Origin of the sequence: Streptomyces sp. P9-A2, from assembly GCF_036634175.1 — a bacterium.
GTDB lineage: Bacteria > Actinomycetota > Actinomycetes > Streptomycetales > Streptomycetaceae > Streptomyces > Streptomyces pratens.
In genome coordinates, this window is the sequence record NZ_JAZIFX010000001.1 from 974,008 (window position 1) to 989,655 (window position 15,648).

Below are 15,648 nucleotides of genomic sequence, written 5' to 3' on the forward strand. Positions count from 1 at the left end.
GACCCTCCCGTCACCCTCAATTCGCCCACCATATGGAAAAATGGTGAAATTCTGACAATGGGGCAACGGTCATGACACAAACGGCGATCGACTACGCGGCGGTGTACCACGCGCTGCCCGGCATGGTGGCGATCCTGACCCCGGGACTGGTGTACGCCGATGTCAACGAGGCGTTCCTCGAGGGCACCGGGCTCTCCCGGGAGGAGTTGCTGGGCCGCTATCTGTTCGACGTCTTCCCGGACAACCCTGGCGACCCCAGCTCCTCCGGCGCCCGCAACCTGCACGCCTCGCTGCTGCGCGTCGTGGCCACCGGCGAACGCGACACCATGGCCCTGCAGCGCTACGACGTCGAGAGCCGGGAGTACCCCGGCGAGTGGGAGGAACGCTACTGGAGCCCGGTGAACACGCCGGTGCTGGACAGCGACGGCAGCGTGGTCCTGATCGTGCACCGGGTCGAGGAGGTCACCGAACTGATGCGGGCCCGCGACCGTGCGGGCATCGACCAGAGCCGGGTCCTGGAGGCCGAGCTGTACACACGCGCCCGCGAACTGCAGGAGCTCAACAACCGGCTGCGCCAGGCACACGCCCGGGAGCGGCAGGTGGCGCTGGTACTGCAGGAGGCGATGCTGCCCGCCCCCCGGCAGGTGGGCCACCACCGCGCCGCCGTGCGCTACCGACCGGCGGTGGGCGCGCTCAACGTCTGCGGGGACTGGTACGACCTGGTCGACCTGGTGGGCGGCCACCGCATCGGCGTGTCCGTGGGCGACGTGGTCGGGCACGGGCTGGAGGCGGCCGGGGTCATGGGCCAGCTGCGCAGCGCGCTCACCGCCGCTTCACGGGTCGCGGCAGGACCCGCCGAGGCCCTGGACGTCGTGGGGCGCTACGCCCACGTGGTCGACGGCGCCGAGTCCGCGACCGTGGTCACCACCTTCGTCGACTTCGACCGGCACACCATCACGTACAGCAGCGCCGGCCATCTCCCGCCCGTGCTGGCCCACCGCGACGGACGGGTGGAGTTCCTCGACCGGGCCACCGATCCCCCGCTCGACGCCCTCCCCGAACCGGCCACGAGGCCCGAGGCGACGACCACGTTCACACCGGGGTCGACCCTTGTGCTCTACACCGACGGTCTGGTCGAGCGCCGCCGGGAGGACATCGACACCGGGCTCCTCCGGCTCGCCGAGTCGCTGCGCCGCCACCGGACACTGGATCCGGAGTCACTGGCGGACACCGTGCTGCTGGAGCTGCTGCCGCCCGGCGGCGCCGTCGACGACACCGCGTTGATCGTCGTCCGGCTGTGACGGTTCGCGCCGCGTCCGGGAACGGGACCGATCAGCCGGTGGCGGGCCGTGCGCCGTCGAGCCGGGCCGGCCGGTCCACGTTGCGCCGCTCCTCCTCGTCCCGACCGGACACCGGGGCGAACCAGGCGTCGAGGATCTCCTTCGGCAACGGCCCGTACGCCAGCCGCAGGCCGGGCGCCGGCACGTCGGCGTCGTTCCAGCGGCGCACGCCGTCCGCCGTGCAGGCGTCCGTGCACAGGGCCGCCCGTACGCCCGGCACCTTGTCGGCCGCGATCGAGGCACCCGTGCCGGTCCAGCAGCACACCACCGCCTGGTACACGGTCCCGTCGGCGACGTCGCGGGCGGCCGCCTCCGAGCAGAACGCCCACCCCATATCGTTCCCGGCACTCAGGGCACCGTGCACGCGCACCTCGGGGCCGCGCTCGCGCAGTTCGCAGAACAGGGCTCGGGCCACGGGTTCGTCCATGTCGGAGGAGACGGAGATCCGCATGGCACGAAGCCGATCGGGGTCCCCCCGCTCGAGCGAAGACGAGAGTGGGGGAGAAGTCGAGAGCTTGGGGAAAGAGCTCACTCGGGGCGCTCCGTCCGTGAAGCGGGCCCGGGCAGAGGACCGCGGCGGCACACGTCCGCGCCCGCCCGTGCGCTGACGGACGTTCAGCCGTCTGGCGGCTCCGCCCCGGCCCGTTTCCCGGCTCTGTCGCACAGGGTGCCGGACAGTCCCGCCCCGACCTACACTGACACCCCCACGACGTGCCGGTTGACCTGCTGCAACACGCCGCTGGGCCCGTCCGACGGAGTCGAGGAGCGCGCCCTTGTTCTACTACCTGCTGAAATACGTACTTGTGGGCCCGCTGCTGAGACTGGTCTTCCGGCCTCGAATAGAGGGCCTGGAGCATGTGCCGTCGTCCGGCGCGGCCATCGTCGCCGGTAACCATCTCTCGTTCTCGGACCACTTCCTGTTGCCCACGATCCTCAAGCGGCGCATCACCTTCCTCGCCAAGGCCGAGTACTTCACCGGTCCCGGCATCAAGGGCCGGCTGACGGCGTTCTTCTTCCACAGCGCGGGGCAGATCCCGGTCGACCGCTCCGGCAAGGAAGCCGGCCAGGCCGCCATCCGGGAAGGGCTCGGGGTGCTGGGCAGGGGAGAGCTGCTCGGCATCTACCCGGAGGGCACGCGGTCACACGACGGACGCCTCTACAAGGGCAAGGTCGGGGTCGCGGTGATGGCCCTCAAGGCCGGCATCCCGGTGATTCCGTGCGCGATGATCGGCACCTTCGAGGCGCAGCCGCCCGGCAAGGTCGTCCCCCACATCCACCCCGTGGTGATCCGCTTCGGCAAACCCCTCGACTTCTCGCGCTACGAAGGCATGGAGGAGGAGCGTGCGGTCCTGCGTGCCATCACCGACGAGATCATGTACGCCGTTCTGAAGCTGTCCGGACAGGAGTACGTCGATCAGTACGCGGCCGTCGCCAAGGCGGAGGAGGCCGAGCGCAAGGCGGCGGAGAAGCGCAGGCTCCCGCGGTTGCCGCGGAGCTGAACCGCCCGCCGGACCGGCCGAGCAGGCCACCGGCCCCGTAAGCGCATGAGCAGCCCACGAGTGAGGGGCGGCCGGAGTCGTCCGGCCGCCCCTCACTGTTCGTCCGCCGGGTGGATCGCGAGGGCGGGGGCAAGGCGAGAGTGACGGGCCACCGGGGCTCCGGGCGGCCTATGACGTGGCTGTCCCCCGGTGCTCCGCGGCGATGCCGAAGCGCTGCTGTTCGCGGGGAGCGGACACGGCCCCATGGACCCCGGCCACGGTGCTGATCACCTGCTCGCCTGCGGTCTCCCGGCCCTCGTCGAGTTCGTGGAGCTGGTCGAGTCGGCGCAGGTCATCAGCGGAAACAAGGGCGACGAGGGGCTTCCCGTGCCGGGTCACGACGACGCGCTCGCCGCCGTACACCACACGGTTGATCAGGTCGGCGAGCTCAGCCCTCGCTTGGGTCACCGGAATCTCGTAGGCCATACCCCCCATCATAACGTCACGTACGTCCTGTACATTTTTTACAGACAGCCGCCCGCAGGCCCCTGTGGACGGCAGCCACGAGGAGAAGCTCATGACCCGACCGCTCGGCCGCCACGTCATGCCCGGGTTCACCGAACACACGGCGTCCGGACACCGGACCGCGGATCCGTACGGCAAACTGCTGGAGGAGCGGATCCTCCTCCTGGGGACACCGATCGACGAGACCTCCGCGAACGACCTGATCGCCCAGTTCATGCACCTGGAGCACCGGGCCCCCGACCGGGACATCGCCCTTTACGTCAACTCCCCCGGTGGCTCCTTCCACGCCATGTCGGCGATCTACGACACCCTGCGCTTCGTCACCTGCGAGGTGCAGACGGTCTGCCTGGGCCGGGCCGACGGAACGGCCGCGCTGCTTCTGGCCGCCGGGACGCCGGGCAAGCGGTACGTCCTGCCGGGGGCGCGGCTGGTGCTCCGTCAGCCGGCACCGCCGGAGCCGGCGGAGGGAAGCGCGAGCGACCTGGCCGTTCAGGCGGAGGAACTGTGGCGGATCCGGGACCGGATCGAGGACATGCTGGTCCGGCACACCCACCGCACCCCGGAACAGGTCCGGTCGGACGTCGAACGGGACACCGTCCTCGACGCGCGGGCGGCAGTGGAGTACGGCCTCGCCGACCGGATCCTGGCCGACCGCGAGAGCCCGCGCCCCACTCCCGGCGCGAGGTGAACCACCGATGCTGCCCCCCGAACTGCCGCCGCTGCCCGCGCTGACCCGCGCCGAGGCCGAGTTGATCGACTGTTATCTCGAGGCCGTCGACCTGCTCGGCCGGATCAACCCGGCCCGCGACGGCGACACCTATCGTGGGCTGCGCGCCGCACAGGCGCTGGTCGGTAAGGCCGTCGCACTGCGCGACGCGCTGACCCTGATGCACCGGCGCGGCGAGACCGAACTGCACGCCGCCACACTGACCCGGGCCCTGCGGGTGCTGGACGGCGACCGGCGCACGGCCCGGGTCACGCTGCCGCCGGGCTCCGACAGCTGACGCCTGTACCGGTCCGGCCGGGGACGGCGTCGGCGGCACGTCCGCACCGGAGTTGAAACGGACCAAAGGGGGTACCGCCAACCGGTGTATATGTCGACTCCTTTTCGGGCCGTCACAGTTGCGCACCACGCGTGGCCACTTACCGGAACAGGTCATTCCGATGCTGGTCCGGGACTCCTCGGCACTCCGGACGGCAGCCCGGACATGAGGCTGTCCACTCGAACGGATGAGTGGTGAGTAACAACACAAACCCCCGGTTCCATTGGGATTTCGGGCCGACGGTTGCCAAGATCGCTCACTGACGACAAGACCCCGCCGCCGCGGCGGGGCGATCCGGGCGGACGCCGAATCCTGCCGCCGCCCGGATGACCGGTCGACAGGAGTGGATCGGCAGGAGTGGAGGACCCGAGCAATACGGGCCGCCGGAACGGGAGTTCGATTCCCGCGCCGAGCAGCTCTTGGGGTGAAGCCGCACTCGTGCGGCCGGGCAACTTCGCCAGCCCGAATCCGACAGGTCATCCTTCACAGGCGGCTGACGAAGGGTTGCGCATGACCGCGCTCAATCGCGTCCCGTCTCTCATGGCCAGGGCCGGTACGGCCTCGGCCCTCACCCTCGCCGCCGTGGGCGGCTCGATCGTCCTCCCCGGCACCGCCTCGGAGGCGGCGGCCGCGACTCCGGCCGCCAAGGCCCTCAAGATCGCAGCGTCCAAGAAGGGCGCGCCCTACCGGTGGGGCGCCACCGGACCGAGCCGCTTCGACTGCTCCGGACTCACCCTCTACTCGTTCAAGAAGGCGGGCAAGCAGCTGCCCCGCACTGCGTCCCAGCAGTACAACAAGACCCGCCACATCTCCGCCTCGAACCGCAAGGCGGGGGACCTGGTCTTCTTCCACTCGGGCCAGAACGTGTACCACGTGGGCATCTACGCGGGCCAGGGCAAACTCTGGCACGCGCCCAAGACCGGGGACGTGGTACGCCTGCAGAAGATCTGGACCCGCAGCGTCTGGTACGGCCGGGTGAAGTGATCCGCGTGGGCGGCGGCACCCCTCTGCCGCCGCCCCGCCCAACGCGCCGAACGACGCCCGGGCAACACACCGGTGCGGCGGCTCGAGGATCTGCGTATCGCCCGAACGGGTGAGCAGGTCCTCTTTTCGCTTCTTCCACCTCCGCCCGCCCCTCTTCCCGCCCTCGCCCCGTTCCTGTCGCGACCCCCTACGGTTCCTGCTGTCCTGCCACTTCGACCGCCGTGGCCGGCTCGGCGGGAACGGCCCACGGGAGGACGACGGAGACGGTCTTCCCGCCCTCCCTGGTGGGGCGGACCCTCATCCTGCCGCCGCACTCCACGGCCAGCCAGCGGATGATGACCAGCCCTCGGCCGTTGTCCTGCTGGACCGCGGCGGGGAGCCGCTTGGGGAACCTCGGGTGGCTGTCGGTGACCCCGATGCACAGCTGGTCGTGCCGGTCGAGGACGAGGTCCACGGTGAACGTGGGTGACTGCCCCAGGGTGTGCTGCACGGCGTTGGTCGCGAGTTCGGACACGATCAGCCGGATGGTGTCGGACACTTCCGTGTCCTCCGGCATGCCCCACTCCGCCAGCGTGCCCACCACATGGGCGCGGGCCGCGGAGACCGAGGCGGGATCGCTCGGCAGAGTGATGGATGCTTCCAGATGGTCTGCCATGGCGATGTCGTCCCTTTCCACGGGACCGCAGTCCGACACGGAGCGGCTGATTCGAGTACGGTCCCGCACTGGTGCTTCGTCGCCAGACTGCCATCACCACAGGCCGTCGGCGACGATACGGCCAGGATATGCATATATCTGTCGCTCAAAGCGGTGAACTCTGCGACGGGAAACCGTATTTGGGTGGCCCCGAGGGAGTAAGAGGGGAAGCCATGCAGCACGGTCCCGCGGTACGCCGCCGGAAACTGGGCGCCGAACTGCGCTCGCTGCGCACGTCGGCAGGGTTCACCAGTGGGGAGGCGGCCCGGCTGGTGGGCTGGCACCAGTCGAAGGTGAGCCGCATCGAGACGGGCACGAGCGGAGTGAAACCGGCCGATGTGCGGTTACTGCTCGACGCCTACGGCCTGGCCGATGCCCAGTTGAGGGAGTTGCTGCTGGTGCTGGCGGGATCCGACGACAACGGCGGACGGCACCACTGGTGGCATGCGTACCGCGGGGTGCTGCCGCCCACCTACCGGGACTTCATCAGCCTGGAGTCCCAGGCCGGCGCCATGCGGACCCTGGAGACCACGGTGGTTCCCGGACTGCTGCAGACACCCGAGTACGCGCGGGCGGTGACCGAGGCCGCATTGGAGGGCGTCTCCGAGGAGCGGCTGGACACGCTGGTGGAGGTGCGGCTGGCCAGGCAGGACGTCCTGCGGGCGGATCCGCCGCTGGAGTTGAGCGCGGTCCTGGACGAGGCGGTGCTGCGACGGCAGGTCGGCGGTCCCGGCGTCATGACCCGTCAGCTGGAACGGCTGGTGGAAGCGGCGCGCCTCCCCCAAGTAAGGCTCCAGGTACTGCCGTTCACAGCCGGGGCGCACATCGGCGTCACCGGGCCTTTCGTAATCTTCTCATTTTCGCGCACTTCTGATCTGGATGTTGTAGTTCTCGACCACTTGACGAGTAGCCTCTATCTGGAGTGGAAAGAAGACCTCCGGGCGTACTCGGAGGCTTTCAACGCCCTCTCGGTCCACGCCCTTTCGCCAGAGGACTCGTTGGATTTCATCGCCGGGACAGCTGCCGGCGTGTAAGGAGGCACGATGCCCGCTCCGCCTCGGACCCTTCCCTCCAGCACCGATCTGCACGGTGTGCGGTGGCTGCGCAGCAGCTACAGCACGGGCGCGAACAACTGCGTGGAGACGGCCCGGCCGGCCTTCGGCCCCGGAGCCGGACTGCTCGCCGTGCGCGATTCCAAGAACCCGGCCGGACCCGCGCTGCTCATCTCCCCCGGGAGCTGGGCGGAGTTCGTGGCCGCGGTTCACTGACCCACCGGTCCGCCGGCACCCACCCGACCGTTCGTCATCGGGCGACTCACGGCCGTGTCCCGCCGACTCATGGCCGCGTGTCGCCGATCACCTGTACAGCGCGTTCGATCTCGGCCCCGGACAGGTCCGCGCGGGCGGTCAGTCTGAGCCGTGAGATGCCGTCGGGCACGGAAGGAGGGCGGAAGCAGCCCACGGACAGGCCGGCCGCCCGGCAGTCGGCCGCCCATCGCACGGCCTGCTCCGGGGACGGGGCACGCACCGAGACGACCGCGGCGTCGGGACGTACGGCTTCGAGGCCCGCGGCCGTCAGCCGGTGGTGCAGGTCGCGCGCCACCGCGCCCGCCCGCGCCGCACGTCCGGGTTCGCGGCGCAACAACCGCAGGGCCGCGAGCGCGGCTCCCGCGGCCGCCGGTGCCAGGCCCGTGTCGAAGATGAACGTCCGGGCCGTGTTGACCAGATGCTCGACGACCCGCGCCGGGCCGAGCACCGCTCCGCCCTGGCTGCCGAGCGACTTGGACAGCGTGAGCGTCACCACGACGTCCTCGGCGCCGGCGAGCCCCGCCGCGTGCGGGGCGCCGCGTCCGCCGTCACCGAGCACCCCGAGGCCGTGGGCGTCGTCGAGCACCAGTCCCGCGCCGTGCTCACGGCACGCCCCCGCCAGCGCGGCGAGCGGAGCGGCGTCCCCGTCGACCGAGAAGACCGTGTCGGACACGGCCACGGCGGCTCCGTCGTGCCCGCTCAGCGCCTTGCGCACAGCATCCGGTTCGGCGTGCGCCACGACCTGCGTCCTGCCCCGGGCCAGCCGGCAGCCGTCGATCAGGGAGGCGTGGTTGCCCGCGTCGGACACGATCAGGGCGCCGTGCGGGGCGAGCGCGGTGACGGCCGCGAGGTTGGCCGCGTATCCGGAGGAGAGGACGAGGGCCGCCTCGAAGCCGCAGAAGTCGGCCAGTTCGCGTTCCAGCTCGGTGTGCAGCTCGGTGGTGCCGGTGACGAGCCGGGACCCGGTGGCCCCGCCGCCCCAGGTCCGCGCGGCCCGCGCCGCGCCCTCGGCCACTTCCGGGTGACGGGCGAGGCCCAGGTAGTCGTTGCTCGCCAGGTCCAGGAGCGGCGCGTCGGCGGCCCGCGGGCGCAGCGTCCGTACGAGCCCGGCCCGGCGGCGCAGCTCCGCCTGCTCGTCGATCCAGCCGAACGCCATGGGTCCTCCGGTGATTTTGCAGGCAATGAACAGACAGTAGCGGGGCGGCCTCCGGACCACAGTGTGGCCATGCCCACAGCCGACAGCGCCTCTGTTGTACGAACCGTCCTTGGCCGGGGCGGCCGAATAGGACAGGATCGGCTTTCATGGACCTGCTGAACACGCTGGTGGACAAGGGGCTGCGGCGCGAGACGCCGACCCGTGAGGAAGCGCTGGCCGTCCTCGGGACGTCCGACGACGATCTGCTCGATGTGGTGGCCGCGGCCGGAAAGGTGCGGCGGCACTGGTTCGGGCGGCGGGTGAAACTCAACTATCTGGTCAACCTCAAGTCCGGCCTGTGCCCGGAGGACTGCTCCTACTGTTCCCAGCGGCTCGGTTCGAAGGCCGACATCCTGAAGTACACCTGGCTCAAACCCGGCCAGGCCTCGCAGGCGGCCGCGGCCGGACTGGCGGGCGGCGCCAAACGGGTGTGCCTGGTGGCCAGCGGCCGCGGTCCGACCGACCGTGACGTGGACCGTGTCTCCGACACGATCAGGGCGATCAAGGAGGGCAACGAGGGCGTCGAGGTGTGCGCCTGCCTCGGACTGCTCTCCGAGGGGCAGGCGGAGCGGCTGCGCGAGGCGGGCGCGGACGCCTACAACCACAACCTCAACACCTCCGAGGCCACCTACGGGGACATCACCACCACCCATACGTACGCCGACCGGGTGGACACCGTGCACAAGGCGCACGCGGCCGGTCTGTCCGCCTGTTCCGGTCTGATCGCCGGCATGGGTGAGAGCGACGCGGACCTGGTCGACGTGGTCTTCGCACTGCGCGAGCTGGACCCGGACTCGGTGCCGGTGAACTTCCTGATCCCGTTCGAGGGCACGCCGCTCGCGAAGGAATGGAACCTCAGCCCGCAGCGGTGCCTGAGGATCCTGGCGATGGTGCGGTTCGTGTGCCCGGACGTCGAGGTGCGGATCGCGGGTGGCCGGGAGGTGCATCTGCGTACCATGCAGCCGCTCGCGCTGCACCTGGCCAACTCGATCTTCCTCGGGGACTACCTCACCAGCGAGGGCCAGGCGGGCCGGGCCGACCTGGAGATGATCGCGGACGCCGGGTTCGAGGTGGAGGGCACCGACCGGGTGACACTGCCAAAACACCGGGCGGCGGGCACGGGCGGGTGCGGGTCCCACAAGAACGGCGGCGGGTGCGGGTCCCACGGGGACGGCGGCGGGTGCGGGTCGACGTCCTCCGGCGCGGGGGTGTGCGGGGGCGCGGAGGCGTCCTCGGGCGTGGGCGCAGGCGCAGAGACGGAGGGGTCCTCGGGCCCGGGGGCGGTCACAGAGAGGGCAGGCCCGGCCGACGGGCCGCGTACCGATCTCGTCGCCGTCCGCCGGCGGGGTACCGGAACGGATCTCGCGCCCAATGCCTGAGTGGTCCGTACCCGAACTGCTCGAGCTGGACCGGCGGCACGTCTGGCATCCGTACGGGCCCATGCCGGGCCGCGGGGAACCGCTCGTCGTGGAATCGGCGAGCGGGGTCCGGCTGAGGCTCGCCGACGGCTCGGGCGAGCTGGTCGACGGGATGTCGTCCTGGTGGTCGGCGATCCACGGCTACAACCACCCGGTGCTGAACGAGGCCGCGCGCGACCAGCTCGGGCGGATGAGCCATGTGATGTTCGGCGGGCTCACGCACGAGCCCGCCGTCCGGCTGGCGAAGCTCCTTGTCGACATGTCACCCGACGGCCTCGAGCATGTCTTCCTCGCCGACTCGGGCTCGGTGTCGGTCGAGGTGGCCGTCAAGATGTGCCTGCAGTACTGGCGTTCGCTCGGGCGGCCCGAGAAGCGGCGGTTGCTGACGTGGCGGGGCGGCTACCACGGCGACACCTGGCAGCCGATGTCGGTCTGCGATCCCGAGGGCGGGATGCACGAGCTGTGGGCCGGGGTGCTCCCGGAGCAGGTGTTCGCCGAGGCCCCGCCGGCCGCGTACGAGGAGTCGTACGCCGAGCACCTGTGGGAGCTGATCGGGCGGCATGCCGGGGAACTGGCGGCCGTGATCGTGGAGCCGGTGGTGCAGGGCGCGGGCGGCATGCGCTTCCACTCCCCCGCGTATCTGCGGGTGCTGCGCGAGGCGTGCGACGCGCACGGCGTGCTGCTGGTGTTCGACGAGATCGCGACCGGGTTCGGGCGTACGGGCGCGCTGTTCGCGGCCGGGCACGCGGCGGTGACGCCCGATGTGATGTGCGTGGGCAAGGCGCTGACCGGCGGCTATCTGACTCTGGCGGCGACGCTGTGCACCGCGCGCGTGGCCGACGGCATCTCGCGCGGCGAGGTACCGGTGCTGGCGCACGGTCCGACGTTCATGGGCAATCCGCTGGCGGCCGCCGTGGCCTGCGCCTCGATCGAACTGCTGCTCGGGCAGGACTGGCTCGCGGAGATCAAACGCATCGAGTCGGGCCTGCGGGAGGGACTGGCGCCGGCGGCCGGTCTGCCGGGCGTCCGTGACGTGCGGGTCCTCGGCGCCATCGGCGTCGTCCAGCTCGATCACGACGTGGACATGGAGGCGGCCACACGCGCGGCGGTGCGCCGGGGTGTGTGGCTGCGGCCGTTCCGCGACCTCGTCTACACCATGCCGCCGTACATCACCGGTGACCCGGACGTGGCCCGGATCGCGGACGCGGTGTGCGCGGCGGCCGAGGAGGGATGACATGCCGGTACTGGTGATCACGGGCACGGGCACCGAGGTCGGCAAAACGGTGGTGACGGCCGCGGTCGCCGCGACGGCGCTGGCGGCCGGACGGTCGGTGGCCGTGCTGAAGGCGGCGCAGACCGGGGTGCGGCCGGACGAACCCGGGGACGCCGAGGAGGTCGCACGGCTCGCCGGGGCCGTCACGACCGCCGAACTCGCCCGGTATCCGGACCCGCTGGCGCCCGCCACCGCCGCACGGCGGGCGGGCCGGGCGCCGGTGCGTCCGCACGAGGTGGCCGAGACCGCCGCCAAGCTGGCCGCCGAGCACGATCTGGTGCTCGTGGAGGGCGCGGGCGGGCTGCTCGTCCGGTTCGACGAGGACGGCGGAACGCTGGCGGACGCGGCGGCGCTGTTGTCGGCGCCGGTGCTCGTGGTGGCGGCGGCGGGCCTCGGCACCCTGAACGTGACGGAGCTGACGTCCCGTGAACTGCGCTCGCGCGGGCTCGACCCGGCGGGAGTGGTGATCGGCAGCTGGCCCGCCGAGGCGGGTCTGGCCGCGCGCTGCAACGTGCGGGATCTGCCGGAGGTGACGGGGGCGCCGCTACTGGGCGCGGTGCCGGCCGGTGCGGCAGGCCTGCCGCCGGCCTGCTTCCGCGCGTCGGCGCCACGATGGCTGGCGCCGCGGCTGGACGGCACGTGGGACGTGGCGGAGTTCCGGGGACGGGAGGCCGGCTGATCTCCCGCGCGGCCCCGGTGTTCCGGGCTCCGGCTGCTCAGGCAGCGGCAAGGGGGGCACCGGAGACGGACAAGGTGCCCCTTACACCGGACCCGCGTGATGGTGCCCATACGGGGGATGTCCGGCGTGGGAGCCCTCGCACTACCCTCGGGCTCGACAGGCTCGATCTGCACGGCCCGATGGCCACACGGAGGAGGCGGTCTTGTCCACACCCGCTACGGAGCACGCCCCCGGCCTCGCGTCGGCCGACTCGATCGCGGCCCGCGCCCGCGGGCTGACGAAGGCGTACGGATCCGGTGAGACGACCGTGCTCGCCCTGGACGCGGTGGACGTGGACATCGTCCGCGGCCGGTTCACGGCGGTGATGGGGCCGTCGGGATCGGGAAAGTCGACGCTGATGCACTGTCTGGCCGGGCTCGACACCGTTTCGGCCGGACAGGTGTGGCTCGGTGACACCGAGATCACGGGGCTGAAGGACCGCGAGCTGACGCGTCTGCGACGGGACCGGATCGGTTTCATGTTCCAGTCGTTCAATCTCATCCCGACGCTGAACGCGCTGGAGAACATCACGCTTCCCATGGACATCGCGGGCCGGAAGCCCGACGAGAAGTGGCTGGACCAGGTCATCGACACACTGGGGCTGCGGGACCGGCTCGGGCACCGGCCGGCGCAGCTGTCCGGCGGCCAGCAGCAGCGCGTGGCGTGTGCGCGGGCGCTGGCCTCCCGGCCCGAGCTGATCTTCGCGGACGAGCCGACCGGCAATCTCGACTCGCGCGCGGGGCTGGAGGTGCTCGGTTTTCTGCGCGAGGCCGTGGACCGACTGCACCAGACCGTGGTGATGGTCACCCACGACCCCGGCGCCGCCACCCACTCCGATCTGGTGCTGTTCCTGGCCGACGGGCGGATCGTCGACGAGATGGAGCAGCCCACGGCACAGGCGGTACTCGACCGGATGAAACGATTCGACGGGATCCGCGCCCAGCCCGCCGCCGGCGGCCCGGCGCCCGGCCGTGCTTCCGGCCCCACCCCCGACGGTGCCGTACCGGCCGGCGGGCCGGCCCCCGGCAAGGACTGAGATCATGCTGAGGGCGACGCTCAGGAGCTTCCTCGCCCACAAGGGACGACTGCTGCTGTCCGCGCTGGCTGTCGTCCTGTCCGTGGCGTTCGTCGCGGGCAGCCTGATCTTCTCCGACACCGTCGCACGCACCTTCGACCGGCTCTTCGCCTCCACCTCCGCCGACGTGACCGTGTCGCCCCCGAAGGAACTGGAGGCGGCCGTGCCCACCGGCCAGGTCCGGACCGTGCCCGCCTCACTCGCCGAGCGGCTGGCCGCAGTCGAGGGGGTCGGCTCCGCCCGACCGGAGGTCAGGGCCGGGAACATCACGGTCGTCGACAGCGACAACCGGCCGGTGGGGCCGACGACCGGCACACCGACGCGCGCGGTGGGCTGGTCCGCCGACGAACGCAGTGGCGTAGAGCTGGCCTCCGGCCGTGTCCCGCGCGGTGCCGGGGAGGCCGTGCTGGACGCGGACACCGCCGACGCCGAGGCCGTGAAGATCGGCGACACCCTGTCGGTGCAGGCGCAGCCGGGCACCTTCCACGTCGAGATCGTCGGGATCGCCTCCTTCACCACCCCCAACCCGGGCGCGGCCCTCGTCTTCCTCGATCCCCAGGTCGCCGGCGTCGAGCTGCTGGGATCGGCGGACCGGGCCACGAGCATCGCCGTCGAAGCGGGGCCGGGCGTGACCCCCGAGGAGCTCGACCGCCGTGTCACCGAGGCGCTCGGCGCCGGCACCTACCGGGTGGAGACGGCCGACGAACAGGCAGCGACGGCCACCGACGAGCTGGGCGAATTCCTCGTCGTGATCAAGTACGTGATGCTCGGCTTCGCCGGGATCGCCGTGCTCGTCGGCATCTTCCTGATCGTCAACACCTTCTCGATGCTGATCGCGCAGCGCACCCGCGAACTCGGGCTGCTGCGGGCGCTCGGCGCCGACCGGCGGCAGGTGCGCCGCTCGGTGCTCACCGAGGCGGTGCTGCTCGGCCTGTTCGGCTCGACATCGGGCATGGCGGCCGGTATCGGGCTCGCCTACGGGCTGATCCGGCTGATGAGCGTCTTCGGCATGAACCTGAACACCACGGAAATGGTCATCGGGTGGGTCACGCCCGTCACGGCGTATGTGGTCGGGGTCGGGGTCACCTTCGTGGCGGCGTACCTTCCGGCCCGCCGCGCGGCGGAGGTGTCCCCGATGGCTGCCCTCGCCGACGCCGAGATCGCCGGGACGGGCCGGCCGTTGCGGACCCGCGCGGTGGTGGGGTCCGTCGTCGGGGCGCTCGGCGCCGCTGCCCTGGCGGGCTGCGCCATCTCGACCGGGACGGGGCCGGCGGCGTCCCTGCTGGGACTGGGCGTCGTCCTGACCCTGATCGCGACCGTCGTCGCCGGCCCGTTGTTGGTGCGGCCGGTGATCCGGGTGCTGGGCGGGGCCTTCCCCGCCCTGTTCGGGCCGGTAGGGACGATGAGCCGGCGCAACGCCCTGCGCAATCCCCGCCGTACCGGTGCCACCGCCGCCGCGCTGATGGTGGGACTCGCCCTGGTCGGCGGCATGTCGGTGGCCGGCGCCTCCATGTCCCGCTCCTTCGACGAGCAGATCGACAGGACGCTGGGCGCCGATTTCGTCATCCAGAACGCCAACTTCCAGCCGTTCTCCCAGGAGGTCACCGACCGGGTGCGGGACACGGAGGGCGTGGGCGTCCTCGTACGGCAGCGGTTCGCTCCGGTGGCCGTGCGGCTGCCGGACGGGGAGCGGATCGAGACGACCGCCGCCGGGTACGACCACCGGGTCGACGACGTCGCCCGGCTCACCTACGCGAGCGGCGGCACGGCGGCGGCGCTGGCCGACGGCGGCATCGCCATGGACGCCGGATTCGCCGCGGGCCACGGTGTCCGGACGGGCGATGTCATCCCGGTCGAGTTCCCGGGCGGGCGGCGCACCGAGCTGACCGTGGGCGCCCTCACCGACATGGAAAACGGCGAGGGCTTCGGCGTCCAGGGCGGACTGTTCCTCGGTATCGCGGCGGTCGAGAAGTACGTGCCCGGTGGGCAGGACTCCGCGCTGTACGTGAACGCCGCCGACGGCACGAACGCGGATGAGCTCCGTGACCGGCTGGAGACGGCGCTCGACCCGTATCCGCAGGTCCAGGTACGTGACCAGGCCGACTACAAGGACCTCGTGCATGATCAGATCGCGGTCCTGCTGTACCTCGTCTACGCCCTCCTGGGGCTGGCGATCATCATCGCGGTGCTCGGCGTGGTCAACACCCTGACGCTGTCGGTGGTGGAGCGCACCCGGGAGATCGGGCTGCTGCGTGCCATCGGGCTGAGCCGGCGGCAGCTGCGGCGGATGATCCGGCTGGAGGCCGTGGTGATCGCGGTCTTCGGCGCGGTGCTGGGCCTCGTGCTGGGGCTGGTGTGGGGCATCTGCATACACCAGGTGCTGGCACTGCAGGGCATGACCGCGCTCGCGATCCCCTGGGGCACCGTCGTGGCGGTCGTCATCGGTGCGGCGGTGATCGGCATCGTGGCGGCACTCCTGCCGGCCCTGCGCGCGTCGCGGATGAACGTCCTTGAGGCGATCGCGCACGAGTGACACGCGCGGGCGGGCTCCCTGGGTGTGGCCACTCTTGCGGCGTACACGCCCGAACGGGTGGCGTG

At 71.5% G+C, this 15,648-nt stretch carries 16 protein-coding genes and 1 riboswitch; of the genes, 12 read left to right on the forward strand and 4 right to left on the reverse strand.

All coding sequences use genetic code 11. The features are described 5' to 3' along the window. Window positions 1-71 precede the first annotated feature (71 nt). Window positions 72-1,301 (forward strand): PP2C family protein-serine/threonine phosphatase, encoded by a 1,230-nt coding sequence (locus V4Y04_RS04360; RefSeq protein ID WP_332425977.1) that lies wholly within the window; start codon window positions 72-74, stop codon window positions 1,299-1,301. Between the two features lie 31 nt (window positions 1,302-1,332). On the opposite strand, the gene V4Y04_RS04365 is transcribed toward V4Y04_RS04360, so the two are convergent. Continuing rightward, window positions 1,333-1,791: an RpiB/LacA/LacB family sugar-phosphate isomerase gene (locus V4Y04_RS04365; protein ID WP_332425978.1), complete on the reverse strand. Its 459-nt coding sequence runs from the start codon at window positions 1,789-1,791 to the stop codon at window positions 1,333-1,335. A gap of 322 nt (window positions 1,792-2,113) precedes the next feature. On the opposite strand from V4Y04_RS04365, the gene V4Y04_RS04370 reads away from it, so the two are divergent. Beyond that, window positions 2,114-2,839 (forward strand): lysophospholipid acyltransferase family protein, encoded by a 726-nt coding sequence (locus V4Y04_RS04370; RefSeq protein ID WP_332425979.1) that lies wholly within the window; start codon window positions 2,114-2,116, stop codon window positions 2,837-2,839. A 168-nt stretch (window positions 2,840-3,007) separates the two neighbouring features. Here V4Y04_RS04370 and V4Y04_RS04375 read toward each other — a convergent pair whose 3' ends face one another. Then, the gene (locus V4Y04_RS04375; RefSeq protein ID WP_332425980.1) at window positions 3,008-3,304 is read right to left on the reverse strand and encodes a type II toxin-antitoxin system Phd/YefM family antitoxin; all 297 of its coding nucleotides are present in this window, start codon (window positions 3,302-3,304) and stop codon (window positions 3,008-3,010) included. Window positions 3,305-3,395: 91 nt separating this feature from the next. On the opposite strand from V4Y04_RS04375, the gene V4Y04_RS04380 reads away from it, so the two are divergent. The 3 genes from V4Y04_RS04380 (at window position 3,396) to V4Y04_RS04390 (ending at window position 5,370) form a co-directional block, all read left to right on the forward strand. Beyond that, window positions 3,396-4,031: an ATP-dependent Clp protease proteolytic subunit gene (locus tag V4Y04_RS04380; RefSeq protein ID WP_332425981.1), complete on the forward strand. Its 636-nt coding sequence runs from the start codon at window positions 3,396-3,398 to the stop codon at window positions 4,029-4,031. Between the two features lie 7 nt (window positions 4,032-4,038). Further along, entirely contained in the window at window positions 4,039-4,347 is a 309-nt protein-coding gene (locus V4Y04_RS04385; RefSeq protein WP_332425982.1) for a hypothetical protein, read from the forward strand. Between the two features lie 332 nt (window positions 4,348-4,679). Beyond that, window positions 4,680-4,893: riboswitch (cyclic di-AMP (ydaO/yuaA leader) on the forward strand. Between the two features lie 3 nt (window positions 4,894-4,896). Beyond that, a complete protein-coding gene (locus V4Y04_RS04390; RefSeq protein WP_332425983.1) occupies window positions 4,897-5,370 on the forward strand; it encodes a C40 family peptidase in 474 nt (157 codons plus the stop codon). Window positions 5,371-5,557: 187 nt separating this feature from the next. On the opposite strand, the gene V4Y04_RS04395 is transcribed toward V4Y04_RS04390, so the two are convergent. Then, on the reverse strand, window positions 5,558-6,025 hold the full coding sequence (locus V4Y04_RS04395; RefSeq protein ID WP_332425984.1) for an ATP-binding protein: 468 nt from the start codon (window positions 6,023-6,025) through the stop codon (window positions 5,558-5,560). 212 nt (window positions 6,026-6,237) lie between these two features. Between V4Y04_RS04395 and V4Y04_RS04400 the strand changes: the two genes are divergently transcribed. Together V4Y04_RS04400 and V4Y04_RS04405 are read left to right on the forward strand one after the other, a co-directional pair. Then, the gene (locus tag V4Y04_RS04400) at window positions 6,238-7,098 is read left to right on the forward strand and encodes a helix-turn-helix domain-containing protein (protein WP_332425985.1); all 861 of its coding nucleotides are present in this window, start codon (window positions 6,238-6,240) and stop codon (window positions 7,096-7,098) included. Between the two features lie 9 nt (window positions 7,099-7,107). Beyond that, the gene (locus V4Y04_RS04405; protein ID WP_326751481.1) at window positions 7,108-7,332 is read left to right on the forward strand and encodes a DUF397 domain-containing protein; all 225 of its coding nucleotides are present in this window, start codon (window positions 7,108-7,110) and stop codon (window positions 7,330-7,332) included. Window positions 7,333-7,399: 67 nt separating this feature from the next. On the opposite strand, the gene V4Y04_RS04410 is transcribed toward V4Y04_RS04405, so the two are convergent. After that, window positions 7,400-8,527 carry an 8-amino-7-oxononanoate synthase gene (locus V4Y04_RS04410; protein WP_332425986.1) on the reverse strand — a complete coding sequence of 376 codons (1,128 nt, stop codon included), beginning with the start codon at window positions 8,525-8,527 and terminating at the stop codon, window positions 7,400-7,402. Window positions 8,528-8,673: 146 nt separating this feature from the next. Here V4Y04_RS04410 and bioB point away from each other — a divergent pair, with 146 nt between their 5' ends. The 5 genes from bioB (at window position 8,674) to V4Y04_RS04435 (ending at window position 15,583) form a co-directional block, all read left to right on the forward strand. Next, window positions 8,674-9,945 (forward strand): biotin synthase BioB, encoded by a 1,272-nt coding sequence (bioB, locus tag V4Y04_RS04415; RefSeq protein WP_332425987.1) that lies wholly within the window; start codon window positions 8,674-8,676, stop codon window positions 9,943-9,945. Next, window positions 9,938-11,218, forward strand: coding sequence for an adenosylmethionine--8-amino-7-oxononanoate transaminase (locus V4Y04_RS04420; RefSeq protein ID WP_332425988.1), 1,281 nt, complete (start codon window positions 9,938-9,940; stop codon window positions 11,216-11,218). Before bioB ends, V4Y04_RS04420 begins: the two co-directional genes overlap by 8 nt. 1 nt (window position 11,219) lies before the next feature. Continuing rightward, window positions 11,220-11,936 (forward strand): dethiobiotin synthase, encoded by a 717-nt coding sequence (gene bioD / locus V4Y04_RS04425; RefSeq protein ID WP_332425989.1) that lies wholly within the window; start codon window positions 11,220-11,222, stop codon window positions 11,934-11,936. A gap of 202 nt (window positions 11,937-12,138) precedes the next feature. Further along, a complete protein-coding gene (locus tag V4Y04_RS04430; RefSeq protein WP_332425990.1) occupies window positions 12,139-13,011 on the forward strand; it encodes an ABC transporter ATP-binding protein in 873 nt (290 codons plus the stop codon). A gap of 4 nt (window positions 13,012-13,015) precedes the next feature. Then, complete coding sequence (locus V4Y04_RS04435; RefSeq protein ID WP_332425991.1) at window positions 13,016-15,583, forward strand: ABC transporter permease; 2,568 nt, start codon at window positions 13,016-13,018, stop codon at window positions 15,581-15,583. Window positions 15,584-15,648: the final 65 nt, after the last annotated feature.

Coding starts and splice junctions, on each gene's coding strand:
- V4Y04_RS04365 (WP_332425978.1), bottom strand. CDS start 1,791: ATGCGGATCTCCGTCTCCTCCGACATGGACGAACCCGTGGCCCGAGCC.
- V4Y04_RS04390 (WP_332425983.1), top strand. CDS start 4,897: ATGACCGCGCTCAATCGCGTCCCGTCTCTCATGGCCAGGGCCGGTACG.
- V4Y04_RS04400 (WP_332425985.1), top strand. CDS start 6,238: ATGCAGCACGGTCCCGCGGTACGCCGCCGGAAACTGGGCGCCGAACTG.
- bioB (WP_332425987.1), top strand. CDS start 8,674: ATGGACCTGCTGAACACGCTGGTGGACAAGGGGCTGCGGCGCGAGACG.
- V4Y04_RS04405 (WP_326751481.1), top strand. CDS start 7,108: ATGCCCGCTCCGCCTCGGACCCTTCCCTCCAGCACCGATCTGCACGGT.
- V4Y04_RS04360 (WP_332425977.1), top strand. CDS start 72: ATGACACAAACGGCGATCGACTACGCGGCGGTGTACCACGCGCTGCCC.
- V4Y04_RS04395 (WP_332425984.1), bottom strand. CDS start 6,025: ATGGCAGACCATCTGGAAGCATCCATCACTCTGCCGAGCGATCCCGCC.
- V4Y04_RS04410 (WP_332425986.1), bottom strand. CDS start 8,527: ATGGCGTTCGGCTGGATCGACGAGCAGGCGGAGCTGCGCCGCCGGGCC.
- V4Y04_RS04420 (WP_332425988.1), top strand. CDS start 9,938: ATGCCTGAGTGGTCCGTACCCGAACTGCTCGAGCTGGACCGGCGGCAC.
- V4Y04_RS04435 (WP_332425991.1), top strand. CDS start 13,016: ATGCTGAGGGCGACGCTCAGGAGCTTCCTCGCCCACAAGGGACGACTG.
- V4Y04_RS04380 (WP_332425981.1), top strand. CDS start 3,396: ATGACCCGACCGCTCGGCCGCCACGTCATGCCCGGGTTCACCGAACAC.
- bioD (WP_332425989.1), top strand. CDS start 11,220: ATGCCGGTACTGGTGATCACGGGCACGGGCACCGAGGTCGGCAAAACG.
- V4Y04_RS04375 (WP_332425980.1), bottom strand. CDS start 3,304: ATGGCCTACGAGATTCCGGTGACCCAAGCGAGGGCTGAGCTCGCCGAC.
- V4Y04_RS04385 (WP_332425982.1), top strand. CDS start 4,039: ATGCTGCCCCCCGAACTGCCGCCGCTGCCCGCGCTGACCCGCGCCGAG.